Consider the following 26,361-nt stretch of genomic DNA (forward strand, 5'->3'; position numbering starts at 1 on the left):
CTGCAGCTGGTAAAGGGTGCTGTCAGCAATTATCCCGTCCAGGTCGAATCAGGCTTTTGTCCTTTCACTCATTAATGGGCTAGTAGTTAAAATTTGCTTCATCTTTGCCATTTCTTCTTCCGTGAAGTTGATGAAAGGCAGAATCGAGCTGACCTTGGCCAGGGACATTTCGCCAAAGTTCTTTTGACTGTCAGGATTTCTAAAGAAATTGATCGTGTCCGTAACCGTAGCTAATTTTTCCACCAGCTGGTCGTCAGCCATGATTTCGGCAATTGGGGAATCTTCCCGGTAATGGCCGATGAAGTCATGGTCTGGTTGGTAGCTGATCTCGTATCTGCCGCAAGTCAGGCTGAAGCTGGCACTTTGACTTTCCCCGTTAACTAGAACTGGACCTTGACTGGCGGCTGGCAATTTGACGTGGACGGTTTGGCCAAATGGAATCTCCACTTGCAGCTTGACCGTGTGCTGGTAGTCAGTTTCAATCTGGTAGGCCAATTTCAAGTCCCCGTAGCTTGACTGGTAGTGGCCGCTCATTTGCTTGAAGCGGTAGTCAAAGTTTGGCGCGAAGACAACTTCTTGGTAGCCGGGCGTGTGGTCTTTTAAGCCCAGCAGGTAGCGGTAGGCCCATTCCATGATGGCCCCAAATGAGTAGTGATTAAGTGAGTTCATCCCTTCAGGGTTCATCTTGCCGTCATCAAGCACGGAATTCCACCGTTCCCAGACAGTCGTCGCCCCGTGCTTGACCGCGTAAAGCCAGGAAGGATAGTCTTCGTTTAAGAAAAGCTTGACTGCCAAGTCATGAGCTCCATGTTCAGATAAGGCCTGGCAGATAAATGGCGTGCCCACGAAGCCAGTCTTCAAGTGGTCGTGGTCCTTACTCAAGCGGGTGATCAAGTCGCGCAAGATCCGGTCTTCTTGTTCCTTTTTGGCTAAAGAGAAGTATAGCGTCAAGGCATAGGCGGTCTGCGTGTCCAAGGCCAGGCGGCCAGTTGCCGTCAGGTACTCTGCTTGAATGGCGGCTTTGATCGCGGCGGCCTGCTTTTGGTAATGGTCCGCGTCTTCTTTAAAGCCCAGCAGGGCCGCACTTTGGCCTAAAAGCTTGGATGAGTAATAGTAGTAGGCTGAAGCAACAAAGTCTTCTTCAGTCTTGCCGGTTGGCAGACCTGGCACTTCTCCGTCTAAAGCCAGCCAGTCGCCAAATTGGAAGCTGCCAGTCCAGAGATTCTTGCTCTTGGTCTGCCGGCCAATCCAATCAACCCAGCTCTTCATGGCTGGATAGTTTTGCCGCAAAATGGCAGTATCGCCATAGGCTTCGTACATGTTCCATGGAATCGTCACGCTTGCATCGCCCCAAACGGCAGCCCCGCCTTCGGAATGGCCCAAAGAAGGAGCGTACATGGTCAGCATGCCGTCATGGTCAGCTTGTTCACAAGCCATGTCCCGGGCATACTTTTTGAAAAATTCAAAGACGTTCATGTTCAAAGCGGCTGTGTTGGAGAAGATATTGGCATCCCCGGTCCAGCCAAGTCTTTCATCCCGCTGTGGGCAGTCGGTCGGCACGTCGAAGAAGTTGGATTTTTGCCCCCAGACGATATTGGCAAAAAGGCGGTTGACCAATGGATTGTCGCTGGTCAGTGAGCCGCTTTCTGGCATTTGGGAATAAATCACCATGGCCCGGAAGTTTTCTCCCTTAACATGGCTTAAGCCGGTAACCTTGACATAGCGGTAGCCAAAGTAGGTAAAGTGGGGACGAACCCAGCCAGGCTTACCATCTGAAATGTAGTGGAAGCTAGCCCGGGCTTGTCGCAGGTTGCCCCGGTAGAAGTTGCCTTCTTGCAAGATTTCCCCCATTTCAAAGATCAGTTCACTGCCGGCCGGCGCGTCATTGTAGAATTCAAACAGTCCTGCCTGGTTCTGTCCAAAGTCCAGGACTGTTTCCCCAGCTGGGGTCTGCAAGACTTCCTTGACTGGCAAGACTTCATTGACCGTCAGCGGCAGGCTGAGCCGGTCAGCCAAGACTGCTTTAGAGTAAGACAGGACTTGGGCTTCCTGCCAGCCGGTAACCGGTAAGCTGGTATCCAGGTCTTCCCCGTAATAGATCCCGGATTTGGTTATTTGGCCGCTAGTGGTCAGCCAGGATGAGTCGGTTGCTACGACCGTTTGGCTGCCGTCCGCGAATTCCAAGTGCAGCTCAGCCAGCAGTCTTTGCTGGTCGCCGTAGGTGTTTTCCTGACCGCCGTCAAAGCCAATATTGCCCTTGTACCAACCGTCGCCTAAAGAGAAGATCAGATTGTGCTGGCCCAATTTCAAGCCACTGGTCAAGTCATAAGTTTGAACTTGGACCCACTTGTCATAATCGGTAAAGCCGGGTGCTAAAAATTCCTGGCCAATTTTTTTACCGTCAAGGTAAGCTTCATAGACCCCGAGGCCGGTCGCGTACAAGCGGGCCCGCTTGACGGGCTGGGTGACCACAACTGTCTTTTTAAAGAGAGTGTTGGCCAGGTCCTTGTCAGGATGGCCGATCCATTCGCCCAGGTAGTCTTCTTGCATCTTGCCTGTTTCAAAGAAACTGCTGGATGAAACTTCCGCTTGATTGCCGCGGACATAAACTGTCAAGCTGTAACGGCAGCGGGGTTTTAAGGTGAGATCTGGGCAGAAGTAGTTGTTTTGGTAAGACTGGTAGCCAGAATCATAAGCGACAGCTGCTTGATCATCAGTTATTACCAGCCGCTTTTCAACTGCTTGGTCTTGCTCAGCCTTTAAGCTGAATTCGATCCGCAAGCCAGTCAAGTCAAAACCGACCGGTTCTGTCATGTGGTTGACTAAAATTTGTGTGATTTCCATCTTTTTCTCCATATTACAGTTGGGTAAATAACTGGCCGCAGAAGGGATCAACCGGGCTCTTGCCACGGAAGTCATCTTGCCCAGTCAGTTTCTTAATTGTGGCTGTCACGCTGGCCGGGTTGCCAGTGTAGGCATTGATATAAGTTGACACGCTAGGGATGTCGAAGAGGTGGTAAGGGTTGGCGGTTGAGACAAAGACCGTTGGAATTGATCTCAAGAACCAAGGGGCATCTGCCGCCATCAAGTGGATCCAGTCCAGCCGGGTGGTCGTCTGGTTGGAGGCCGTTTCGACATTGGCCACGTACAAGGCTAAGTCGAATTTCTTTTCTAAGTCGCTGACCCCTTCTTCAAAAATTTCATGGAAGTCCAGCTTTTGCCGGTCAAAGAGGCTGACTTCAAAACCCAGCTTGGTCAACTGGTCATAGAAGAGCTGGCCGACATGGCCGCCTTCTTTAAAGCCGCCATCATCCTGGTCGCCTAAAACATAGAGGCGGATACGAGGATATTTTTCTGGGGTCAGAGGCAGGAGCTGGTCCCGGTCCTTGACTAAGGTTACAGCCTTTTGGGCAATTGCTGTGGCAATTTGTTCATGTTCAGCCAGCTTCAAGTCCAGCTGGTCAGGAATTTCCTGGATAAAGTTGCCTTCTTCATCCATCAGCTTCTGGGCCAGTTTGGTAGCCAGGATCCGGCTGACGGCTTCATCGACCCGGCTCATGGATAGCTTGCCGTCTTTGATGGCCTGGCGGATGTATTCGTAGTCTTCATCAATGTTCTTGTTGAAGAGGATCATGTCGATTCCGGCATTGATCGTGGCTGGCAAAAGTTCAGACCGCGGCATGACCGTGTTGTAGCCTAGCATTGGGGTGGCGTCAGTGATGGTCAGACCGTTGAAGCCCAATTCTTGCCGGAGCAATCCGTCAACTAAAAGCTTGGAAGAGGAGGCTGGACGCAGGTCTTGAGCCTTGATGGCCGGGTCCAGCTTCTTTTCCCAGGCTGGCAGCATGATGTGGGCAATCATTACGGCCGGGATGCCCTGGTCGATCAGGTCTTGGTAAATTGCCCCGTAGGAAGCGGACCAGGCGTCGGCTTCCAAGGAGTTGACTGAAGCCAAAAGGTGCTGGTCGCGTTCATCAACCCCGTCGCCAGGGAAGTGCTTGATGACAGGGATGATATTGTTGTCCTGCAGGCCTTGGGCCTGCTTTTTAGCAAAGGACAAAACTGTTTCTTGCTTAGAACCAAAGGTCCGGACGTTCATGATTGGATTGCGGAAATTTTGGTCCAGGTCAACGATTGGCGCGAAAGCCATGTTAGCAGCGACTTGGTGGGCTTCATAGCCGGCCACGTTGCCCAGCTCGTAAGCGGCATCCGGGTCAGCACTAGCGGCAATTTCCATTGGCATCCCCAGCCAGGTGCCTTCAGTTGCCAAGCCGTTGCCGCCAGATTCCAGGTTGGCCGCGATAAAGAGCGGGATCTGGCTGGCCTTTTGCAGGGCACTGACCTGCCGCTTGATCTTGGCCCCCTTGTCAGGCCGGTACATCATCCCGCCTGGCTGATACTTTTTGATAAAAGCAGCCAGGTCAGTCTGGTCCTCATCTTGGCCGATTACGAAGAAGAGCTGGCCGATCTTGGCTTCTAAAGACATTTCTTTGACTTGCTCTTGGACGCGGGCAATCTGTTCATCGTTTAAGTTAAAAGGCTTAGCGCTTAAATCTAGCATGAATAATCCTCCATCATTTTTCTTGTCAAGTTCATTATAGGCAAGCGGGATTTTCTGTGCTATCGTTAAAAGCAACAAGAACTATGGCCATTTCACAGATTTGTCAGGAGGGAGAAAATGAATCTAGAAATCCTTGAAAAGTTACGTGGCAGCAGCCAGCCCCGGGACTGGTCGGCTGTTCAAGATCAGTTTAAAGCTGATATTGCCGGCTATGAAGGCGGACAGCCAGTCTATAAATTCTACTCTACTTTGACGGACAATTTAGAAATTAATCCGCAATCGATCTCTATTTCCGTTCAGCCGCAGAATTCTTATATTCCTTTCCATGTTCATAACTGCGCGGAAATGACAATTCCGCTTTTAGGCAGCTGCACGGTGATCGTTCAAGGCAAGAAAATCAAGCTGGACCAGGAAAGTATCATTATGGTCGGGCGGGGAGTACCGCACCGGGTTGAAGATACGGCAACTGGTGCCATTGTAGTCAATCTGGCCTTGAAGGATACGGCTTTTTCCTTGAATGACTTAAATTTCATGCTTCATTCAGGCAGTCCCCAGTCAATTTCTCATGTACTGATGTCACTGATCAGCAGCGGCAGCGAGCAGGAAGCCAAGTACCTGCTTTTTCAGACGGAGCATGACCCTAAAATTACAGCCGTGATCTACGATATTATCGCTGAGTACTACAATAACGATGTCCAGGCTAACCAGATCATCCGCTTTGACCTCTTGGGCCTCTTCTCTCGCTTGATACGTCTGGCCTACCAGAAGTCCAGCGCGGTTGAGACTGACCAGAAGACCAACAAGGGGACCGACATTTTGGACTTTCTGCTTTATATTGAAAAGAACTACCAGCAGATCACACTGGAGCAGATGGCTAAGGAGTTCGGCTACAACCCCAATTACCTGTCGGCTTATCTGAAGAAGTATACGGGGCAGACCTTTATCAAACTGGTTCACTTGCAACGGATCAATGTTGCCGCGGAATACCTGACCTATACCAGCGGGTCGATTGAAAAGATCGCGACCAAGGTTGGCTATGAAAATCCGTCCTATTTCTACAAGATTTTTAAAAAGTACTTTAAGTGCTCACCCAAAGACTACCGGCAAAGACAACAGGAAAATGAATAGTAAAAACTCCGTCAATTTATTTGACGGAGTTTTTTGACAAAAGAAAGCTTGATATGGCGGAATTTATAGCAGGTGTTTTCGAGAAATTAATGTTGGCTAATAGGGAGTAATCTGGGAAATGGATATATGTCTGCTGTCGTTTGGATATAGTGCAAGCGGTTTAGGCCCGCTATAATTAATCCAGAAATCGAGGAAATAAGCCGTACCTGGCTGAGAAAGGATTGAATGTCATGAATAAAATGAAAACCAGAATAGGCGTTGTCAGTATGGCGACTCTGGCAATGTCGGGGAATGTTGTCGGCTCGGCGATCGCTGCCATTTCCCAATCATTTCCGCATACGCCGATCTCAACGATCCAGCTTTTAACTACCTTGCCTGGTTTGGGATCACTCTTAATCACTTTGGTGGCTGGGCAGATGGCCATGCACATCTCTAAGAAGAAGCTGGTTTTGCTAGGGGTAGCTTTAGTTACTTTAGGCGGGGTAATTCCAGCTTTTTGGAACAGTTCTATTGTCTGGCTCTTAGTCTGCTCACTGGTGCTGGGTATGGGGGTTGGCTTTATCAATACGGTCAACCCAATGCTGCTGACGGAATATTTTGAAGGCGAAGACCGGTCTTCTATGATGGGGATCAACAACGGGATGACGTCCTTGGGGTCAACGGTTTTGACGGCTGTTGGTGGCTTTCTAGGGGCCAAAAACTGGCACAACCTGTACTGGGTTTATGCTTTTGGCTTAGTAGTCTTCTTGTTAGTTTTGTTCTTGTTGCCAAATGATAAGCCGGTTAATATGGCAGATGGCGGCAAGAAGGAATCAACTTGGCAGATCCTCAAAGGCTTGAACGGTAACGTTTTCTGGATCTACTTGGCTGTGTTTATCTTGGGTGTAGCTTACACGGCTTACATGGCAAATCTGTCAATCATTGTTTCTGCCAAGAACTTGGGCGGAACTGCTGTTACTGGGATGATCAGCGCGGTTGGTAACTTTGTCGGAATTTTTGCCGGTTTAGGCTTTAAGTATGTCAGAAAGGCAACCAAGCCAAACACTTTGGCAGCTGGCTTTGGCTTTTTGGTAATCACTTTAGCCTTAACTTACTTTACTAACAATGTGATTCTTTTGGCTGTTGCCTCTGCTTTCTCAGCAATTACGATGGTAACGGTAATGCCAACAGCAACCTTCATGCTGTCAATGCTTTCTGAACCTAAGCAAGTTCCAGCCGTTATGTCAGTTTTTGCCTTCATCAACGGGTTGAGCGCAGCAATTGCGCCAAAATTGATCGGCTGGCTGCATGTCCCAGCTGGTGCTCCTTCATTCGTCTTTGCTGGTGCATTGGCAATGGTAGTAGTCATTGCCTTGCTGGTAACTGGCTTTGAAAAGAAGGTTGAATCAGGTAGCTTATTAAAAGCTGAAGCCTAAGCAAATAGTTGCCGTAAAAAGATATAATGCCCTCTTGGAATATGCTCTCAATTTCCAAGGGGGTTTTCGTTTGCCCAAAAATCTTAAAATTGCATTTTTGCGGGAAAAAGAGGGAGTACTTCAATTCCTTTTTTATCAAAATGGTATTTTTGACAAAAAATAATGCTAAAAAGTACTAGAAATGCTATTATAAATTGCTAAAAAAGTGATTTTGAGCAAAAAGAAAGGATGAAACCCGAAGCATGGCGAGTTTCATCCTTAATAATGTGTTTTCGAAATTTACTTGCTTTTTTGCCAGCTGCTGAGGATTTCTTCCAGGTCAATAGCGGCAGTATTAGGGAAGCAGATGTCGGCATGGAGTTCGTCTTGCTTGCCAACGCCGACCGCGTAGCTGCCGGCAGCCTTGATTGCGGTGATCCCAGCAGCCGAGTCTTCAAAAGCGATGCAGTCTTCTGGTTTGCAGTTGACGTCTTTAGCAGCAGCCAGGAAGATGTCTGGAGCTGGTTTGCCGCAGCGCACTTTGTGGGGATCAGCGATTGCTTCAAAGCTGTCACTTAAACCCAGCTTTTCAAGAATCAAGGGCGCGTTGTGGCTGGCTGAAGCCAGAGCAAGATGGAAATCCTTTTTTCTAAGCTCAGCCAATAAGTCTGAGATCCCCGGCAGAATGCCTTGCTCGTTTAAATCCGCCAGTGATTGCCGGTAGAGGTCATTTTTTTCATCAGCCAGATGAGTGAATTCTTCTTTGGATACGGTCAAGTTCAGACCGGATAAAATTGCGTTTAAGGAGTCCACCCGGCTCAAGCCCTTGGTTTGGGCCAACAAGTCAGCTGGAACATCTTGGTTAAAGTGCTCCTGGATCAATTTCCGCCAAGCGTGCAAGTGGTAAACTGCCGTGTCAGCGATCACGCCGTCTAAATCAAATAAAGCTGCTTTAGTCATATAACAATCCTCCGTTTTATTACTCATGGATTTTATTATAAGTAGAGTGGCTTTTGGAAACTATGGTCAAAGTAAATAAGAATCATGCTCATTTTACAGTTCTTTTGGGGATGTAAGAATTTCTGCCAAAAAGGACATTGACTTGCGGGATGCAAAGAAAAATCTTAGCGGTGAATTATCAGCCATTAAGCCATATACCGAGGTTTAAACAAGTAATTTCTTGATCCAGATCAAGGCCTCGCGAATCTATCCAAGCTACAATAGCCTTATCCTAAAGATGAGGTGACTCAAATGACTGAACAAGACAAGCTGAAAGACCGGCTGACGCCAATGCAATATAAGGTAACGCAGAATGCAGCAACTGAACCGCCTTATACCGGTGAGTATGACGATTTCTTTGAAAAAGGCATTTATGTTGACGTGGTCAGTGGAGAAGCTCTCTTTTCCTCTTTGGATAAGTACAATTCTGGCTGCGGCTGGCCAGCCTTTACCAAGCCGCTTACCAAACTTACCCAGCGCCGGGATCAGTCTTTTGGCATGGAAAGAATTGAAGTCCGCAGCCGCCAGGCTGATTCCCATCTGGGCCATGTCTTTACCGACGGTCCCTTGGACAAGGGGGGCTTACGCTACTGCATCAACTCCGCTGCCCTCAAGTTTATTCCTTATGATCAGCTGGAAGCAGCCGGCTATGGTGAATACAAGGAACTGTTTAATTGTAGCCAAGTTGAAAAAAAGACAAACAATACAAGTCAGACAATATAAGACAAAAAATCCCAAGATCATTGATCTTGGGATTTTTTATTTGCCTGTGATTTTAGTTTAGCCGTTTTGTGCGTCATTTAAAACCTGGATGACCTCCAGACTGTGCTGGAAGGCCCGGTCGCAGGCCAGTTGGTCGCGGTTATCCATCATTTGAACAAAAGCTGCAAATTCCGGAATCATCCGGTGCTTGACGGAGAGTTTTTTCTCCTCATCTTGGCCTGCACCTAGGTCCAGCCGGTAGGAAGCAAGAGCCCCAGGGCTGCCGGCAAAGGAGATGAAGCCCTTCTCCCCGGCAATTAGGGATTGGTTCTTGAAAAAGGCTTGGGAGTCTTTGGCCGCGGTTAGAGTAGCCTGCTTGTCTTCGTAAGTCAAAATTAAGATACCGGAAGTGTCCACGTTCTTTTGCATGTTTGGATAGTAGTGGACAGCCTTTGGGGCTCCAAACAAGGCGGTTGCCAAGTGGATGTTGTAGACGTTTAAGTCAAGGAGGGCCCCGCCGCCCAGCTTGGGGTTAAAGGCAGGCAAGATTTCCCCTTGCAAAAAGGCATCGTAGCGAGAGGAGTACTGGGTGTAGTTGAGGCTGACCACGTGGACGGGTCCGATTTTTGCCAGGTCTTTCTGCAAGGCCTGAAAATTAGGCAAGTAAACCGTGGTGATGGCTTCTGCGATCAAGCCGCCGTGCTCGTCTGCCGTCTTCTTTAGATCTAGCGCCTCATCAGGCGTAAAGACAAAGGGCTTTTCACAGATAACGTTCTTGCCGGTTTCGAGGCTGTCTCGGCACATCTGGTAGTGCATGGACGGAGGAGTTGCCACGTAAACCGTATCAACGTCTGGATCTTTCAACATTTCCAAGTAGTCGTCATAGCACTTATGGATATGATATTTCTTTGCTAAATCTTGGCCCACCAGGGCTGACCGCTTGGTGGTGGCGATGGCAGCTAATTCTAGCCCCGGGATGGGCAAGGCTGTTAAAAAGTCGTGGACGATTTTGCCGCTGCCGATAATGCCTAATTTCATCTTGTGTCTTTTCCTTTCTTTTTTATTTTGATTTAAAAATTACTTGTTCAGCTTAGTGATGTCAACTGAGTTCTTCTTCACCTTTTCCGGCAAGGTCAATTGCTTTCCTTGGTTAATCTTTAAAAGAGACAACTTGGTCGTGGTCGCCTTTTGCTTGCCTTGAGGCTGATACTTGGCGGTCAATTTGACTCCGGTCAGGTAACCTTTTTTGTTGAGCAGGATCGTCATCTTGATCTGCTTGACTGTGGCCTTGACCATGCTAGCGTCGCTAGTTAGGGTCGCCAAGCCGTCTTTTTCGGTGATGTCCTGCCACAAGTTTTTGTTTTTGCCCGTATAGGTCAACTGGTAGCCAGAAGCGGTAGAAGCCACCTTAAACAGCTTGGCTGACTGCTTGCTTAAATAGAGCTGGTCCATTTTTTTGATGGTGGCTTGGAACTGCTTGATGGTGGTATATTGGCTCAGCTGGGCCTTGTACCAAGCAGCTTGCTGGCCCTTTAAGTACTTGACGTAGGCGTAGTCGCCCTGGACCCACATGTTGATGGTCTGGTCGCCTTTTTCCGTTAGTTTGGTCTTCATTAAAAAGGGTGACCGCTGGTAGCTGACTTGCCCATAGAAGTGCTCGCTGCTCGATTTTTCGTCCAGTTGCAATTGGAAGTTTTGGATGTCGGTCTTTTGGGCCTTTTTTAAAAGTGCTTGGCTGCTAGGCTGGCTGCAGCCGGTTAGCATGAATAGTGCTAAAAAGAGCCCGGCAAACAGGCTTAAAAACTTGCCTTTTTTCTTATTCATTAGTAATCAGCCTCCTTTGACTACAATTTTAGCAAATTGGCGGGGGATTGGTAAAATTGAGGTTAGAAAATTCGCTTTTTTTCGGTCAAAGACTTTGAAAAGCGGGCGATAGGCCGTATAATATTTAGTGAAACGTTTAATTTGCTAAAGGAGATTTTTCATGTCTAAATTAGTTTTAATCCGTCACGGTCAAAGTGAATGGAACCTTTCAAACCAATTTACTGGTTGGGTTGACGTTAACCTTTCAGACAAGGGTGTTGAAGAAGCAAAGAAGGCTGGTCGTTTGATCAAGGAAGCTGGTTTGGAATTTGACCAAGCTTACACTTCAGTTTTGACCCGTGCCATCAAGACTTTGCACTTTGCATTGGAAGAAAGTGGCCAACTTTGGGTTCCAGAAACTAAGACTTGGAGACTGAACGAACGTCACTACGGCGCATTGCAAGGCTTGAACAAGGCTGAAACTGCTGAAAAGTACGGCGACGAACAAGTTCACATTTGGCGTCGTTCATACGACGTTTTGCCACCAGTTTTGGCAGACGACTCAGAATTCAGCCAAGCTAACGACCGTCGTTACGCAAACTTGGACCCACACATCGTTCCTAAGGCAGAAAACCTGAAGGTTACCTTGGACAGAGTTATGCCATTCTGGGAAGACCACATTGCTCCAGACCTGTTGGCTGGCAAGAACGTGATCATCGCAGCTCACGGTAACTCACTCCGTGCTTTGACCAAGTACATTGAAAACATCTCTGACGAAGACATCATGGATGTTGAAATGAAGACTGGTGAACCAGTTGTTTACACTTTCGACGACAAGTTGAACGTAGTAAGCAAGGAAAAGTTGGACTAATTCCTTCTTTCCTTAAGAAAGCAGAGCTTAGCTCTGCTTTTTTTCTTGCTCATTTTTTGCCTTTTAATCTTCTTTTTACCCAAAGTTGACACTGCCTAATGATAAATGTTAGCTTGTAAGAGAGAAAACTTGATTTTTGATCATTAAAGGAAGGCTAGATTTTTACAATTTCGATAAGAAAGTTTGAAATATGTTAAGCTAGCGGTACTTTTTTGCTACAATAATGACTAATGTACATTTTTTGAATTTAGGTAATTAGGCTATGAACAAAAAAGAGCAAAAAACATTTCCTGAAAGTCGGGTACAGGCGAAAAAACGCAAGAAAAAGCTGATCAGAAACTGGATCATCGGCATTTTGGCTGTAGTCTGCGTGGCGATTGCCGGCGCCGGCTTTTACGCTTCCCACCTTTATAAGACCGCCGAAAATGCGGCTAACAAGGCTTACGACAAGGAAAATGCTGTTAAGACTACTTACGGTGAATTTAACGGCAAGAATTCCTTTGCTGTCCTGCTTCTAGGGACCGATACGGGGGCTTTGGACCGGACGGAAAAGATGGGGAATACTGATACCATCATCGTCGTCGTGGTCAATCCTAAGAAGAAAAATTACACGATGATTTCTATTCCGCGGGATACTATGGCGGACATGGTGGGGGACGACTCAGACGACGTGCAGAAGATCAATGCGGCTTACTCCATTGGCGGGGCCAAGATGACCATGAAGACCGTCTCCAGCCTCTTGAACATTCCGGTCAAGTACTACGCCTTGGTCAACATGAAGGGGCTGATGAAACTGGTCAGCTACGTTGGCGGGATCTACGTGACGCCAACTCTAACCTTTACTTACAGCGGCTTCCCGTTTAAAAAGGGCGTGCGCCAGCACCTGAATGGGCAAGCGGCCCTGGCTTACAGCCGGATGCGTTATGACGACCCAGAAGGGGACTATGGCCGGCAGAAGCGGCAAAGAGAAGTCATTACCAAGCTGGTTAAGAAGCTGGCAACGACGGATTCCCTGCAAAACTTCACCAAGATTGCAGATACCTTGTCAACAAACGTGAAGACCAACTTGAGCTTCTCAGCCCTAAAGTCAATTTTGGCTAATTACTCCAACTGTACGTCGGCTAGTGACAGTGACTACCTGCACGGCTACAGTGCCTACATCGATGATGCAGCTTACCAAATCGCGTCAACCAGCGAATTGCAGCGGGTGTCCAACAAGATTAGAAAGCTTTTAGGCTTGAAGACCGAAACCATTTCTAACCGGGAAACCAAGCTCAACACGCTCAACATCGCTAACGGTTTTAACTTCAATTCTAGCAAGACGCAGAACTACACGATCTATTCTGAATCAACGACGACTAGCGAAGTTGAAAAGAAGAAATCATCTTCATCATCAAGTTCATCTTCAGCGAATAAGACTAGTCAAAGCAGCCAATCCGATTCGCAAACGGCGTATAATACTAGTAGCAATAGTTCTACTGGCTATAGCACTAATTACTATTCGAATTACACCTATAGCTACAGTACCAATCCATTCTCAGGAGGCTACTAGTGGAAGCGAAGATTATCGCCGTGCTGATTGGCTACGTTTTTGGCAACTTCATGAGTGCCATGTTCGTCGGCAAGTTTTATTTGCACCGTGACCCCACCAAATTTGGGTCTGGCAATCCTGGTACGGCTAACGTGGGAGCAGTTTTTGGCAAAAAAGCCGGCATTATGACTTGCGTCGGCGACTTGCTAAAAACTTTGCTGGCGATTGGCCTGGTTTACGCCATCTATCGCCAGCATTTATTAATTGCCTATACGGGCTTAGGGGTGGTCATTGGCCACTGCTTCCCGGTCATGAACCACTTTAAGGGCGGCAAGGCCGTGGCCGTGATGGCCATGACTACTGTTTTGTATGATACCAAGGCAGGGCTGATCACTTTGCTGATCGCCCTGTTTTTAACGGCTGTCATGCAGAACCTGACCATCCCGCCGCTAGTGTTCATGCTGCTGTTTAGCGGCTATGAACTGACTAAGTCAGTGGAGGCTGGCGTGATCTTTTTGATCATTACGGCAATTATGGCTTACAAGTTCAAGAAAGACATCTATGACTTTTTCACTGGCCATGGCAAAAAAGTGGATATTTTATACAGTATCAAGAAGAAACTTGGGATTCTAAAGTGAATCTTTAGCTTTTCTTCTTATTTGCCGGGTATAATGAAAAAATGAAAATGTGAAAGAAAGAGGATTAGTCAGATCACAATGAGTGAACCAAAACAATCTAATAAAAAACACAACTTGTTGAAGATCGGCTTTTTGGTCATTGCGGCACTAGTCATTTTGCTGCAGATGTTTAATTTTAAACACTCAATGCTGAAAAGCTCGATCACTTATCTGCGCTATTTGCCAACTACTGCTGAAAGCGCGACTTATTGGTTCTTGCCAATGGTCTTTGGGGCAGTCTTTAGCAAGAAGAAGCTGCGCTTTAACGAGGGCTTTAAGGCCTGGGCAGTCATGGAAGCAACCTTGATTGTCTACTACCTGGTCTACTTCATTATGAAGCCGGCTCAGCTCAATGCCTGGCTTTTCTGGGGCATCTTCTTCCCGATTTTGACCTCAACTTCTGTTTTAATGACCGGGATTGTCTTTGGTCTGTTAGTGCAGCCGGTTATCTATGATTGGCAGGAAAAGTTTAGTCACAAACAGAGTTTGATCATCTTGACTGGCTTGACCTTCTTAGGCTTTGCCTTGTCAGCTGGGACCTACTCACTGAATTATTCAATTTATGGTCTCTACCTGATCCTGCCTTTTGCCTGGGGGATGTTCTTAGGCCGGATCAAATGGACTGCTAAGAGAACGATTTTGTCCATTTTGGCTGGGGCAGTTTCCTTTGCCTTTGTCATTGTCGGCGTTCCGGGCTTTAACGCTGTCTATTGGTCTCAAATCTTGTCTGGCCACGCCATCACGACTTCTTGGAACGACCAGTTCTTGATCAACGTGACGTCACCATTCATCTTTTTGCTGTCTTTGGCAGCTTTTGCCATTGCCCAAAAGGCCATCAAGACCTTGGAAGAAAGAGACCTAGGCTTTTTGGTCATCTTGATTATCTTTATGCAGGCACCAGCGGCAAGCAAGTTCATGTCATCCTTGAAATATGGTACGGGTAGCAGACAGCTCAACCGCTTGATCACGATCTTGATCATGTTTGCGATTGCGATTGTCTGGCATTTTGTCTTAGACCGCTACCTCTTCCGCTTCAAGCCGGTCAAGCGAATGAATAAGTTCTTGTATGAAACCAAGAGCTTTGGGGAAGTTGCGGAAGGCAGCTTCAACCGGGCTTGGGGCTTTATCAAGTACCACCGAACCAATCTTCTTACTTGGGCCTTTTTCTTTGTTTTGACTTTTGCCTCCTTCTTGATTGAATCTGACAATATGCGGATTCAGATTTCTACGGCGGCAAACGTTAACGCGGTTGTTTGGCTGATTGGGACGAAGCTTGGGGCATTGATTTTGACGACAATCTTTGTCGATGCCTTCTTCACTATCCTGTATTTCTTAACGACCCGTTACTGGCTATCAATCATTACTACTTCTACCATCGTTTTGGCCTGGGCGATTGCCAACAAGATCAAGCTGGATCTGCGTGGTGAGCCAATTTACCCAAGTGAATTGTCAGAAGTAACTAATGCCGACAGCTTGCTGAGCATGATCGGCGGGCAAAAGACCTTGGTCATGATCTTGATTGGCTTAGCTATCGTCATTGCCTTGATCGTCTTTTGCGAAATCAAGTTTAAAGTTAAGAAGCGTGGCAACTGGAAGCGGCGCGGCTTATGGGCCCTGGCCAGCTTAGCCTTATTCATGACGCCAATGTGGTTCAACCACCAAGGCTCTGTCATTTACCGGATCAGCCGGGCTTTTGATAACAAGCAATCCTTCAGAAACCCTGAAAGAGATATTCAAGTTAATGGTCCAATCTTAAACTTCTTGAACTACATTGACTTGCAGATCATGGACAAGCCAGAAAACTACTCAAAGAGCCAAATTACCAAGCTCTACCAGAAGTACCAAAAGCTGGCTGACCAGATCAACAAGACAAGAAAGAATAACCTGTCTGATCAAACGGTTATCTTCAACCTGAGTGAAAGTTTCATGGATCCAACCACCTTCCCAACCATTAAGTTTGCCAAGGGTACCAAAGATCCAATCCCATACATTCACTCATTAAAGAGCTCAACCACTTACGGGACCATGCTGAGTGCCGGCTACGGCGGCGGTACCGCCAACATGGAATGGGAATCATTGACTGGCTTTAACATGGGTGCCTTCAGCACGAGCTTGACTCCTTATGTGCAAGTTGTACCGCAATACAAGTACTACCCAACCATTGGGGCCAACTTCACTTACTCTTCAGCCGTTCACCCATTCATCGGGACTTACTACTCTAGAATTGAAGACTACAAGCGGTTTAAGTTTAACAAGTTTGTCTACATCGGTTCTAAGTACAAGATCATTGACCAAAAGAAGCTAGGGACCAACTCTTACAACTCTGACTTCACCACTTACGCTAACGGCTTGAAGCAGATCAACTCCCGCAAGAATGGTCAGTTCATCAACCTGATTTCTATTCAAAACCACATGCCATACAACAACTGGTATCCAAAGAACTACTACGCTGGTAAGATCTCAGGTGACCTCTTCAGCGATGGTGACGTGCGGACCCAGATGGCAACCTACGTCATGGGGACCCACTACACTGACCAAGCGGTTAAGAAGTTCATCAAGCAGATTGACAAAATTAAGAAGCCAATCACTCTGGTCTTCTACGGGGACCACTACCCATCCATTGTTTCTCAATCTTACACGTCTAAGTATCCAGTTGAAATGCACTCAACGCGCTACTTCATCTACTCTAACAAGTATGCGCGCCAGCACGGGGCTAAGGCCAAGCTGACTTCTAAGACCAACTACGTCAACACTAGTGACTTCATTGCCATGATGCTGGAACAAAGTAATAGCAAGGTGACGGCATACCAAGCCTTGTTAACGGAAGTGCACAAGAAGCTGCCAGCTTTGACCATTTCTTACTCTGACGACTCCGGCTTCACGCTGGTTGACCAAAAGGGCAAAGAAGTTGATCCAAAGACCTTGACCAGCTCACAGCAAGCTCTGCTGAAGGATTACGAACTGATCCAATACGACATGACTGCCGGCAGCGCTTATGCTTTGAAGGTTAAGGGCTTTTACACGATGAAAAGCAATAAATAGCAATTAAGGCTATTCAGATTTTTTGACAGGGGACAAGTTTGAGCTTGTACCCTGTTTTTGTAATTAGGGGGGTGCTTATGCAAAAACAGCGAATCTGGTATTTAGATTATTTGCGCATAATTGCAATTTTAGGCGTAATTACTATTCACGTGTCGACTTCCTTAAATTTCTACCAGCAAGACTATCAAGGACTGAATTGGCAGCTACTAAACTTGTTTGACGGAGTGAGCAGGATCAGCGTACCGCTTTTTATCATGATTTCTGGGGCATTGTTTTTAGATCCTGCTTTTGACTTAACGCTGAAAAAGCTGTTTAAAAAGTACCTGGCTAAGATTGCGGTCGTTTATGGCTTTTGGCAGGTCTTTTACTGCAGCTGGGCTTATTATAGCAAGGGCTATGATTTATTGACCGTGGTCAAGTATTTAGTCGCTAGCTATGATCACTTGTGGTATCTGCCTATGATCGCAGGCTTATATCTGGTAACGCCTTTTTTGCGAAAAATCGTGCGCAATCGTCAGCTGCTTGAATACTATTTGCTGCTGGCCCTGATCTTTGCCTCTGTCTTGCCAACCTTGCTGGATTTGCTGAACAATTATCCGTTTCCAATCAAGCACTTGAAAGACCTATCGCAGTCTTTGATGCGTTTTTTGGGGAAGATGAACGTCAAGCTGGTGATGGGTTATAGCGGCTATTATGTGGCAGGATACTATTTCAGCCGGGCTCATCTGACCAAAAAGCACCTTTATCTGGTTCAGGTGCTAGGCGTTATAGGAGCTACTGTCACGGCGGTCTTGAGCGGCTATTTAACGGTCTTGACCGGTAAGCTAAAACTAGACTTTTACAGCTATACGTCCTTTTTCACTTTATTAGCAGCGACTGCGGTCTTTTTGACTTTGTCTCAGCTCAAGCCGCTTCCGCGGTGGGAGGGACCTTTAAAAGAAGTGTCTCAGTCGGTTTTGGGGATCTACTTACTACACCCATTGGTGCTCTTTTACCTGAGCAAGACCAGCCTATGGACGGTGACGTTAAAGTGGTCCTGGCTGTTGCCGGCAGCCGTTTTGACAGTATTTTTCCTAACCCTTGCTTTGGTCTATCTGTTAAGAAAGAGCAGTTTTTTGAGGCGATATTTGCTGTAGCAGGCTTGACCTTGGCGCGGAATCATGGTATTTTTATGTTTATAAAACGCCAGAAAACAGTAGGAGTTTGACTCAGCGTTCAGAGAACTAGCGGGTGGTGCAAGCTAGGCAGGTCAAATGGCCGAAATACGGCGCGGGGCAAGGGCCTCGTTAATCTCCCTTGGTAAGGCACAATTGTGCAAACGTGGGTGGTACCACGGCTAAAGCAGAACTTAGTCGTCCCTTGGATCGATGATCCAGGGGGCGTTTTTTATTGGAGGTAAAAATGGCTAATTTTGACATTTTGGAAGATTTGAAATGGCGCGGCGCCATCAACCAGGAAACTGACGAAGAAGGCTTAAGAGACTACTTGGCCAAGCATGACGACCTGGCTCTTTACTGCGGGACCGACCCAACTGGGGATTCGCTGCACATTGGGCACTTGATTCCCTTCATGATCCTGAAGAGATTCCAATTGGCCGGCTACAAGCCAGTGATCATCATTGGTGGGGGTACCGGGTCAATCGGTGACCCATCGGGCCGGTCTACGGAACGGGTTTTGCAATCAGAAGAAACCATCCACAAGAACGAAGAAGCCTTGACTAGCCAAATGGTGAAGCTTTTTGGCACGGAAAACTTCCGCATCGTCAACAACCGCGAATGGTTGGGCAAGATGACCCTGCTGGAATTCCTCCGCGACTACGGCAAGCTCTTCCAAGTCAACAACATGCTGAACAAGGAAGTGGTAGCTAGCCGCTTGGAAAACGGGATTTCCTTCACTGAATTCTCCTACCAAATCCTGCAGGCCATCGACTTCTACATCCTGAATCGGGACTACGGTGTGCAAATGCAGATCGGTGGGGCCGACCAGTGGGGCAACATCACGGCCGGTATCGACTTGATCCACCGCTTGGAAGGGGCAGACCGGCCAGCCTTTGGCTTGACCATTCCGCTGATGCTGAAGGCTGATGGGACTAAGTTCGGCAAGTCAGCTGGCGGTGCCGTTTGGCTGGACCCAGAAAAGACCAGCCCTTACGAATTCTACCAATTCTGGATCAACCAAGATGACCGCGACGTGGTTAAGTACCTAAAGTACTTTACTTTCCTCAGTCACGAAGAAATCAACGCCTTGGAAGAAAAGGTTAAGACTGAACCTTGGAAGCGGGAAGCTCAAAAGAAGCTGGCTGAAGAAGTAACCAAGTTCGTGCACGGCGAAGCAGGCCTGGCGGAAGCGCAAACCGTTACTAACGCTCTGTTCTCTGGCAACGTTAAGGAATTGACGACTAAGCAAGTGGAAACTGCCTTGGCCAAGGCGCCAAGTGCTGATGCCACTAGCGAGAAGAAGAACCTGGTAGACTTTTTGATCGATACTAAGATCGAAAGCTCCAAGCGCCAAGCCCGTGAAGACATCAACAATGGTGCCATCTACGTTAACGGCGACCGGGTACAAGATGTGGACTTCGTCGTTGACCCAGCTGCTGCCTTTGATGGCAAGTTCGTCATCATCCGCAAGGGTAAGAAGAAGTACACTTTGGTTCACGTAAAGGACTAATTGCAATGGGAAAAGGACTCGTTCTAGTTGAACGGGTCCTTTTTTGAGTGGATATTGACCAAAATTGGCTCAGCTAAATTGCTTTTTGAAAAAAGCTACACAGAATCATACTCAAGTAACCGATGGTCCGGCCCAAAGTTTACTCAACTGGGTTGATTTTTAAAAAAAGCTGCACAGAATCATACTCAAGTAACAGAGACGGTGGCCCAAAGTTTACTCAACTAGGTTTTTTTAAAAAAAAAGGTGCACACAAACTTACTCAAGTAACAGATGACCTGGCCCGAAACTTACTCAACTAACGTATGCTGCAGGCCGGTTGAGTAAGATCATGAGCAGCATTTTGTTTACTTGAGTAAGATCATGAGCAGCTTTTTGTCTACTTGAGTAAGTTTTTGAGCAACATCTCCCACAGTTGAGTAAGTTTTTGTGCAGGACCTCAGCCCTACAGTCAATCGGCCTCCGCCATGGCCTGGGGCACGATCACTTCGGCGGAAAAAGTGCCGTCTGTACATTCCAGGGTTAACCGGCCCTGGTAAGCGTCCAGGCTGCGGCGGACATTGGTCAGGCCGATCCCTTCAAAGTCCGTAGCCGACGTATCGACTTCGTCCTTGGTCTGGTTGACTACGTTGAAAACCAGGGTCCGGCCAGCAAAGCGGACCGTTGCCGTCACCTGGTGGTCGCCGGCGCTGCTAGCCGCTTGAGCCGCGTTTTTGAGCAAGTTGGCAAAAATAATGGTCAAATCAACCGGCTTGATGGTCAGACGGGGGATGATCCCGGTCCAGGCAAAGCTGACGCCTGGGTAGCGACTGGCCAGGTCAGCCAAGATGGCATTGACGGTCAAGTTGCCGGTGTCGATCAACTTTTGGTTAAAGCTAGCATCGCTGGCTAAGTCCTCGATATAGGCGGTCAGTTCACCGTAGTTGCCGCTTTGGGCCAAGGCCTGCATGGTGACCAGGTGCTGGCGAGCGTCGTGGCGGAACTTTTTGGTTTCTTTTTCCCGGGCTAGCAGGGACTCGTAGTAATTTTCTTCCAGCTTAAACAGCTGCTTTTGCTCGTCCATCTGGCTTTGGGCCTGCCAGAGGCCGACCTGCTTGTTCAGTAAAAAAGTTGTCAGCAGCACGGTCATGCCGGCCAGGGCGCTGGTCAAAAGGCTGAGCGACTGGTACCGGGTCTTGAGCCAGGCCAGGGCAATCGTTGCGGCTAACAGGGCGACTTCCAAAAAGAGGGTTAGTCCGTTAGCCTTTTTGCCAGCAGACCAGGTAGCTTGGCTGGCAAAAAGCAGGTAGACCAGGCTCAGGCAAACCAGGCCTTCATAGATCAGACTTGAGCCGAGCAGCTGGCGCAAGGCCAGGGTCAGGCTGACTAAGATGCTGTAGCTGACCAGGTTTAGCCAGTCCTGCCGGCTCATTTTGTCTAAAAATAGGCGGAGGCAGGCCAAAAGAATGAAAAGGATCCCTTCAAATTTCAGGGAAAAGATGGGTGCAAAAGCCGCGGTAACGACTAGCCCCAAGAGGTAGAGCCCAACTAGCCAGCGCGCCTTGATTTTTTGGGCAAAAAGGTAGATGGCAGCTAGGTAGAGGTTTGTAAAGGCGAGCAGCAGCAAGAGCAGGTTTAAAATGGCTGTGCTGTGCTCAGTGATAAAAGCATAAATGTTCATGGTCGTTCTCACTTGTTAAATACACAACTTTTTGTTTTCGATATCTTTTATTTTTCTGTTTACAAGGGCCGGGCATGGTAGCGCAGGTAGTCCAGCCAGCTCGCTTCCAAATCTTTCCGCTTGCGGCGGGGGATGGCTACTTCCTGGCCCTGGTCCAGCAGGACCGCTTTATTAGTTAAAGAAGAAATGTGGCTGAGGGCCAGCAGGTATTGCCGGCTAAGACGGAAAAAGCCTTCAGGTCCTAATTGCTCTTCCCAGTATTTTAGATTTTTGCTCGAGATGACCTTTTCGCCGCCAGCATACAGGCAGCTTTGGTCGCCCAGGCTTTCGATTAAGGAAATGGCAGCCAAGGGGATGCTGGTTAGGCCGTGGTCGGGTGTAGGGACGGCGATGTGCTGGTAGGCCCGAATTTCTGCCAGCGCTTCTTTGACCACAGCTAAAATTGCCTCTTTTTTCAAGGGCTTGAGCAGGTAGCGGAAAGCCTTGACAGTAAAGGCGTCCGGCATGAAGCGGTCGTAAGCCGTCAAAAAGACCAGCAGGTCCTGCCGCTTGGCTTGGCGCAATTTTTGGGCAGTCTCCATCCCGTTAGTACCGGGCATTTCAATGTCTAAAAAAATCAGGTCGTACTTATTCCCGCTGGCTAATAAGGCATCCCCGCTAGCATATTGGTCAATCTTGGCCGGGACCTGTGGCAAGAGGATCTGATAAAGGTCCTGCCGGTCCTTTTTTTGGTCATCGCAAATGGCAATTTTCAGCCTGAGTTCTTCCATGGCTACCCCCTTCTGCAGACGATTATTTCTACGCTCTGCTGACTTTGTCTAACTAGCATTACTCCGTAAATACTAGTATACAGCAGGGCGAAGACAAGCTGGCAGCCAGCAATGGCGTTAAAGCTGGTGCCCATGACAAAAATTAGCAGGGAAGAAGAAACGGCTAGGCAGATGAAAAATAGATCATAATACTACCTCCTAAAACAAGTTTCATCAGTATTGTAGCTGGCCTTTTGCCGAAAATGGGTCAACCTCCGCTGAGTGGTTCATTTTTCCGCTTGAATGGTCAAATCGGTTAAAAAAGCTCCGCCTTTTTGCTATAATAGGTTCGCTGCTGTAGCTCAGGAGGTAGAGCACCGCCGTGGTAAGGAGGAGGTCGCCAGTTCAAATCTGGCTAGCAGCTTAATTTAGTCGAAACAAGTTTAAACAAATAGAAATAAATCGCAACAAACCGCAATTTGCCGCAGTTTTCGTTAATAAATCAGTAACGAGAAAAAATCAAAAAATAGTCGAGCGTCAAACAGTTTGTCACACAAAAATTCTGTGTGACAGAAATCGTGATTTTAGGAAAACTTGATATTCAAAAAGTAGCATAAGGACGGGCCTTGAGGCCTGTTTTTTTGTGTGACACAACTTAGTGCTACTGGTTGCGCTTACCTGCAGATAATTGCTACAATATAAGTAATATCTTATTTTTCGAGGGAAAAGAATGCAGGGGAAATCTATCGACTGGCAGGTTAAGAAGCGGAAATTTATTGAAGCCTGTAATACCTTTTTAACCTTCTTTGCCAGCTTTATCGTGATTTTAGCGGCGCTGGAGACCTTGTCTCCCGCTTTTATTTTTGCTGAGACAGGGTTCAGGATCGCTGATGTTCGCTATTTCTGGTCGCACATCTGTATAGCATTTTTATTAACTTATATTCTTACCCTGATCGCTTACTTTTTAAAAAGGCAGAAAGAGCTCGAATACTTGTCTTCAAGAGACAACCTGACAGCCTTGCTCAACCGTAACGCCTTTGATGACCGGGTTAATACTTATTTAAAAAGGAATCCCGATGACCAAGGGGTCTTTATCATGCTGGACATCGACAATTTTAAGGGCATCAACGACCACCATGGCCACAGCATCGGTGACCAGGTTTTGGTAACGCTGGCCTTGAACTTGGAGAGCGTTTTGGGCCAAGAAGCCATTATTTGCCGCAATGGCGGGGATGAGTTCTGCGCCTTTTTGCCTAAAGGCTGCCTCGACCGGATTGAGGAATTGAACCAGCTTGAGCAGGTTTATACCGCGAAAGATGAGCAGTATCCTTTCACCATTTCGATTGGCTACGTGCTTTACCCCCAGCAAGCCGTCTCGGAAAGCGACGCCCTGATCAAGGCCGACCGGGCCCTTTACGTGGTCAAGCAGCATGATAAAAATGACTGCCTAGCCTACCAGCCTTGGATGGACCAAGCCGCTGAGCGCAAGCTCCAGCTCACGTCTAAGGACATGCTGGCCAACCTGCCGATCGCTTTCTTGGTTTGCTCAGCCCAAGGCGAGCGCGAGATTATTTTTTCTAACGAAAACCTGTTAAGTCTCCTTGGCTTTACCAGTTTCGGTGAACTGATGAAGGCGACTGGCGGCAAGCTGATGAACCTGGTTGCCCCGACTGATCAGCCCCTGGTTGAGCAAAAGATCCAGACCGATCTAGGCACTGGCCAGGTTCAGCCTTTTTTCTGCAACTTGCAGACCAAGGACCGGCAGAAGAAAAAGTTTTTCTGCCAAAGCCAGCTGGTAAATAAAAAGGGCTATGGCAAAATTTTCTATGTTGCCTTGTCAGCCATCTACCGCAATTAGCAAGATTGTAAAACTATAAGAGAACTGCACTAAACGTCAGTTCTCTTTTTTCTTGTCTTTTTGCCCTAGAAAGCTATAATGGAAAAATAGTCAAATTTTGTAATCACGATTAAAATCTATTTTTTCTGGAGGGCCAAAGTGAAGAGAGAGCTAATCATCAATTACGTTAAGCAGAACCTGGCAGATGAAAGAACGGGGCACGACTACTACCACGGCGTGCGGACGGCGAAATTGGCAGAAGGGATGCTGGTTGAGGACCATCCAGACGCCAGTCAAGCCAGCCGGGACATTGCCTTTACGGCCGCGATGGTGCATGACACGATTGATGAGAAGGTCTGCGATGATCCAGACCGGGTCTTAGCTGAATTGAAGGACTTGTTTATTCAAGCTGGCCTAAGCCAAGAAGACCAAGATAACGTCTTTTTCACTATTGAGCACATGTCTTTTTCTAAAAATATTGAGCACCGCTACCAGTTGTCTTTAGAAGGGGAGTACGTGCAAGACGCCGACCGGCTGGAGTCTCTGGGCGCCATCGGCATTGCCCGGGCCTTTGTCTATAGCGGCAAGCACGATGATAAAATTTATGATCCAGAAATTAAGCCAGCTAAGCTAGTGGACCATGACCAATACCGGAACCATGAAGAGACGACCATCAATCACTTTTATGAGAAATTGTTCAAGCTGGCCGGCTTAATGAACACTAAGGCGGTGCAAGCCGAAGCCCGCCGGCGGACTGACTACATGCATGAATTTGTCGACGAATTTTTGCAAGAATGGAACTTGGACTAACTTTTTGGCCTAGGCAAATAGCGATTATTCTCAACAAGTTCTAGGCATTTTTTGCTTTTTCTAGCGAACAAATCATTAAATATTAAACAATGGTTCATTTTTTTATCAAATTAGCTTGAAATTGGTAAAAATGCTAATTATAATTAAATTAGCATTAAAGGGGACTAGCGCGCTTTTTAAGCGCCGGCCCCCTTTGTCATGAAAAAAAGTGAAAAAGGAGAAAATCAATTATGAAGTTTACTAAAGCCTTTAGCGTTGGTGCTACTGTCTTAGCATCAGCTGCTCTCTTGGCCGCTTGTGGTGGTTCCTCATCATCCAAGTCCTCATCATCAAAGAAGACCTTGAACTGGATGGTTGCTTCTGAAATTCCATCAATGGACTTGTCCAAGGCAACCGACGCGACCTCATTCAACCAACTTTCCAACACCATGGAAGGTCTTTACCGTTTAGGCAAGGGCTCAAAGCTGGAAAAGGGTCTGGCTACTAGCGAAAGGGTTTCAAAGGACGGTAAGACTTACACTTACACTTTGCGCAAGTCCAAGTGGAGCGACGGCAGCGAACTGACTGCTAAGGACTTTGTTTACTCATGGCAAAGAACTGTTAACCCTAAGACTGCTTCTCAATACTCCTACCTTTTCAGCGGGATCAAGAACGCTGATGCTATCGTAGCTGGCAAGAAGCCAGTAAGCAGCTTGGGCATCAAGGCTGTTGGCAAGTACAAGCTGGTTGTGACTTTGGAACGCCGGATTGCTTACTTTGACAAGCTGATGGGCTTTGCAGTCTTCTTCCCACAATCAGAAAAGGCTGTTAACAAGTACGGCTCAAAGTACGGTACTGCTTCTAAGTACATGCTCTACAACGGTCCATACAAGCAAACTGGCTGGACTGGCTCAAACCTTTCCTGGAAGATGGTTAAGAACGCCAACTACTGGGACAAGAAGAACGTAAAGCTTGACACCATCACTTGGAGCGTTCAAAAGACTCCTTCAACCAGCTACAACTTGTACCAATCAAACAAGCTGGACTACACTGGTCTTGACGCTTCCCAAACCAAGCAATTGAAGAACCAAAAGGGTTACGTAACCTTGAACCAAGGTGCAACCTTCTACCTGCAATTCAACCAAGCTAAGAACAAGTACTTGGCTAACACTAACGTACGTAAGGCTTTGTCACTCGCAATTAACCGTAAGGGCTTGACTTCAAGTCTTGGCGGCAACAGCCTTCCAGCCAACACCTTGACTCCAACTCAATTGACTGACGTTAACGGTGAAGACTACACTAAGCGCATCTCCAAGTCAGCTGAAGTTTACTACCCAACTTCAACTCAAAAGAGTGAAGCTGTGAAGTACCTGAACAAGGGTCTTAAGGAACTCGGCGTAAGCAAGATCAGCTTCAAGATCTTGTCAGACGACACTGACTCTGGTAAGAAGACTACTGAATTCTTGCAATCAAACTTTGAATCAACTTTCGGCGGCAAGGTGAGCGTATCCGTACAAAACCTGCCATTCAAGACTCGTTTGTCACGCTCAACTGCTGGTAACTTCGACATCGTTGTTTCTGGCTGGTCAGCCGACTTTGCCGACCCAATCTCCTTCCTTGACCTGTTCACTTCAACTAACGCTGAAAACAACGGTAAGTGGAAGAACAGCCAATACGACAAGCTGATCGCTGACTCTAAGACGACTGCTTCAACTTCCAAGCGTTGGGACGACCTGACTAAGGCCGAAGAAATCCTCTTGAACAACGTTGGTGTAGCACCACTTTACTACAACACTAACGCAGCCTTGATCCGCCCAACTGTGAAGGACGTATACCAAAACCGTGGTACTTGGAACTTCAAGGACGCCTACATCAAGTAGTTTGAACATCAGAAAAAGAAGCACTTCGGTGCTTCTTTTTTTCTTGCCATTTTTAACTGCAGCTTCATTGGTTA

Annotated in this window: 19 protein-coding genes and 1 tRNA gene; 13 read left to right on the forward strand and 7 right to left on the reverse strand. The window is 47.3% G+C overall.

Annotated elements, in window-relative coordinates; translation table 11 throughout:
- Positions 1–48: 48 nt before the first annotated feature.
- Positions 49–2,844, reverse strand: a complete 2,796-nt coding sequence (locus tag ACI4WN_RS01040) for a family 78 glycoside hydrolase catalytic domain (RefSeq protein WP_439776590.1) — start codon at positions 2,842–2,844, stop codon at positions 49–51.
- A 13-nt stretch (positions 2,845–2,857) separates the two neighbouring features.
- On the reverse strand, positions 2,858–4,561 hold the full coding sequence (locus tag ACI4WN_RS01045) for a glycoside hydrolase family 3 protein (protein ID WP_439776591.1): 1,704 nt from the start codon (positions 4,559–4,561) through the stop codon (positions 2,858–2,860).
- 117 nt (positions 4,562–4,678) lie between these two features.
- Between ACI4WN_RS01045 and ACI4WN_RS01050 the strand changes: the two genes are divergently transcribed.
- Together ACI4WN_RS01050 and ACI4WN_RS01055 are read left to right on the forward strand one after the other, a co-directional pair.
- On the forward strand, positions 4,679–5,689 hold the full coding sequence (locus tag ACI4WN_RS01050; protein ID WP_439776592.1) for an AraC family transcriptional regulator: 1,011 nt from the start codon (positions 4,679–4,681) through the stop codon (positions 5,687–5,689).
- A gap of 230 nt (positions 5,690–5,919) precedes the next feature.
- Complete coding sequence (locus ACI4WN_RS01055; protein WP_439776593.1) at positions 5,920–7,104, forward strand: MFS transporter; 1,185 nt, start codon at positions 5,920–5,922, stop codon at positions 7,102–7,104.
- Between the two features lie 279 nt (positions 7,105–7,383).
- Here ACI4WN_RS01055 and pgmB read toward each other — a convergent pair whose 3' ends face one another.
- Positions 7,384–8,043: a beta-phosphoglucomutase gene (pgmB, locus tag ACI4WN_RS01060; protein WP_439776594.1), complete on the reverse strand. Its 660-nt coding sequence runs from the start codon at positions 8,041–8,043 to the stop codon at positions 7,384–7,386.
- A gap of 291 nt (positions 8,044–8,334) precedes the next feature.
- Here pgmB and msrB point away from each other — a divergent pair, with 291 nt between their 5' ends.
- The gene (msrB, locus tag ACI4WN_RS01065) at positions 8,335–8,805 is read left to right on the forward strand and encodes a peptide-methionine (R)-S-oxide reductase MsrB (RefSeq protein WP_439776595.1); all 471 of its coding nucleotides are present in this window, start codon (positions 8,335–8,337) and stop codon (positions 8,803–8,805) included.
- Positions 8,806–8,862: 57 nt separating this feature from the next.
- Here the strand turns inward: msrB and ACI4WN_RS01070 are convergent, their stop codons facing one another.
- Both ACI4WN_RS01070 and ACI4WN_RS01075 read right to left on the reverse strand, forming a co-directional pair.
- On the reverse strand, positions 8,863–9,822 hold the full coding sequence (locus ACI4WN_RS01070; protein WP_439776596.1) for a Gfo/Idh/MocA family protein: 960 nt from the start codon (positions 9,820–9,822) through the stop codon (positions 8,863–8,865).
- A 39-nt stretch (positions 9,823–9,861) separates the two neighbouring features.
- Entirely contained in the window at positions 9,862–10,608 is a 747-nt protein-coding gene (locus ACI4WN_RS01075; protein WP_439776597.1) for a hypothetical protein, read from the reverse strand.
- A gap of 160 nt (positions 10,609–10,768) precedes the next feature.
- Between ACI4WN_RS01075 and ACI4WN_RS01080 the strand changes: the two genes are divergently transcribed.
- From ACI4WN_RS01080 to tyrS, 6 genes are all read left to right on the forward strand, one after another.
- A complete protein-coding gene (locus ACI4WN_RS01080; protein ID WP_008461910.1) occupies positions 10,769–11,458 on the forward strand; it encodes a 2,3-diphosphoglycerate-dependent phosphoglycerate mutase in 690 nt (229 codons plus the stop codon).
- Between the two features lie 262 nt (positions 11,459–11,720).
- Positions 11,721–13,010 carry an LCP family glycopolymer transferase gene (locus tag ACI4WN_RS01085; protein ID WP_439776598.1) on the forward strand — a complete coding sequence of 430 codons (1,290 nt, stop codon included), beginning with the start codon at positions 11,721–11,723 and terminating at the stop codon, positions 13,008–13,010.
- On the forward strand, positions 13,010–13,627 hold the full coding sequence (locus ACI4WN_RS01090) for a glycerol-3-phosphate acyltransferase (RefSeq protein WP_439776599.1): 618 nt from the start codon (positions 13,010–13,012) through the stop codon (positions 13,625–13,627). The genes ACI4WN_RS01085 and ACI4WN_RS01090 overlap by 1 nt, the downstream gene beginning before the upstream one ends.
- A 78-nt stretch (positions 13,628–13,705) precedes the next feature.
- Entirely contained in the window at positions 13,706–16,708 is a 3,003-nt protein-coding gene (locus ACI4WN_RS01095) for an LTA synthase family protein (protein ID WP_439776600.1), read from the forward strand.
- Between the two features lie 77 nt (positions 16,709–16,785).
- Positions 16,786–17,844 (forward strand): acyltransferase, encoded by a 1,059-nt coding sequence (locus tag ACI4WN_RS01100; RefSeq protein ID WP_439776601.1) that lies wholly within the window; start codon positions 16,786–16,788, stop codon positions 17,842–17,844.
- 265 nt (positions 17,845–18,109) lie between these two features.
- The gene (gene tyrS / locus ACI4WN_RS01105; protein ID WP_279188990.1) at positions 18,110–19,375 is read left to right on the forward strand and encodes a tyrosine--tRNA ligase; all 1,266 of its coding nucleotides are present in this window, start codon (positions 18,110–18,112) and stop codon (positions 19,373–19,375) included.
- 448 nt (positions 19,376–19,823) lie between these two features.
- Here the strand turns inward: tyrS and ACI4WN_RS01110 are convergent, their stop codons facing one another.
- Together ACI4WN_RS01110 and ACI4WN_RS01115 are read right to left on the reverse strand one after the other, a co-directional pair.
- Positions 19,824–21,032, reverse strand: coding sequence for a sensor histidine kinase (locus tag ACI4WN_RS01110; protein WP_439776602.1), 1,209 nt, complete (start codon positions 21,030–21,032; stop codon positions 19,824–19,826).
- Positions 21,033–21,091: 59 nt separating this feature from the next.
- On the reverse strand, positions 21,092–21,802 hold the full coding sequence (locus ACI4WN_RS01115) for a LytR/AlgR family response regulator transcription factor (RefSeq protein ID WP_439776603.1): 711 nt from the start codon (positions 21,800–21,802) through the stop codon (positions 21,092–21,094).
- Between the two features lie 330 nt (positions 21,803–22,132).
- Here ACI4WN_RS01115 and ACI4WN_RS01120 point away from each other — a divergent pair.
- From ACI4WN_RS01120 to ACI4WN_RS01135, 4 genes are all read left to right on the forward strand, one after another.
- Positions 22,133–22,205, forward strand: a tRNA-Thr gene (locus ACI4WN_RS01120).
- Positions 22,206–22,511: 306 nt separating this feature from the next.
- Positions 22,512–23,639, forward strand: coding sequence for a diguanylate cyclase domain-containing protein (locus ACI4WN_RS01125; protein ID WP_439776604.1), 1,128 nt, complete (start codon positions 22,512–22,514; stop codon positions 23,637–23,639).
- A 138-nt stretch (positions 23,640–23,777) separates the two neighbouring features.
- The gene (locus tag ACI4WN_RS01130) at positions 23,778–24,428 is read left to right on the forward strand and encodes an HD domain-containing protein (RefSeq protein ID WP_439776605.1); all 651 of its coding nucleotides are present in this window, start codon (positions 23,778–23,780) and stop codon (positions 24,426–24,428) included.
- A 230-nt stretch (positions 24,429–24,658) separates the two neighbouring features.
- Positions 24,659–26,287, forward strand: a complete 1,629-nt coding sequence (locus ACI4WN_RS01135; RefSeq protein WP_439776606.1) for a peptide ABC transporter substrate-binding protein — start codon at positions 24,659–24,661, stop codon at positions 26,285–26,287.
- Positions 26,288–26,361 lie beyond the last annotated feature (74 nt).

It is taken from the genome of Lactobacillus sp. (assembly GCF_051893255.1).
Lineage (GTDB): Bacteria > Bacillota > Bacilli > Lactobacillales > Lactobacillaceae > Lactobacillus.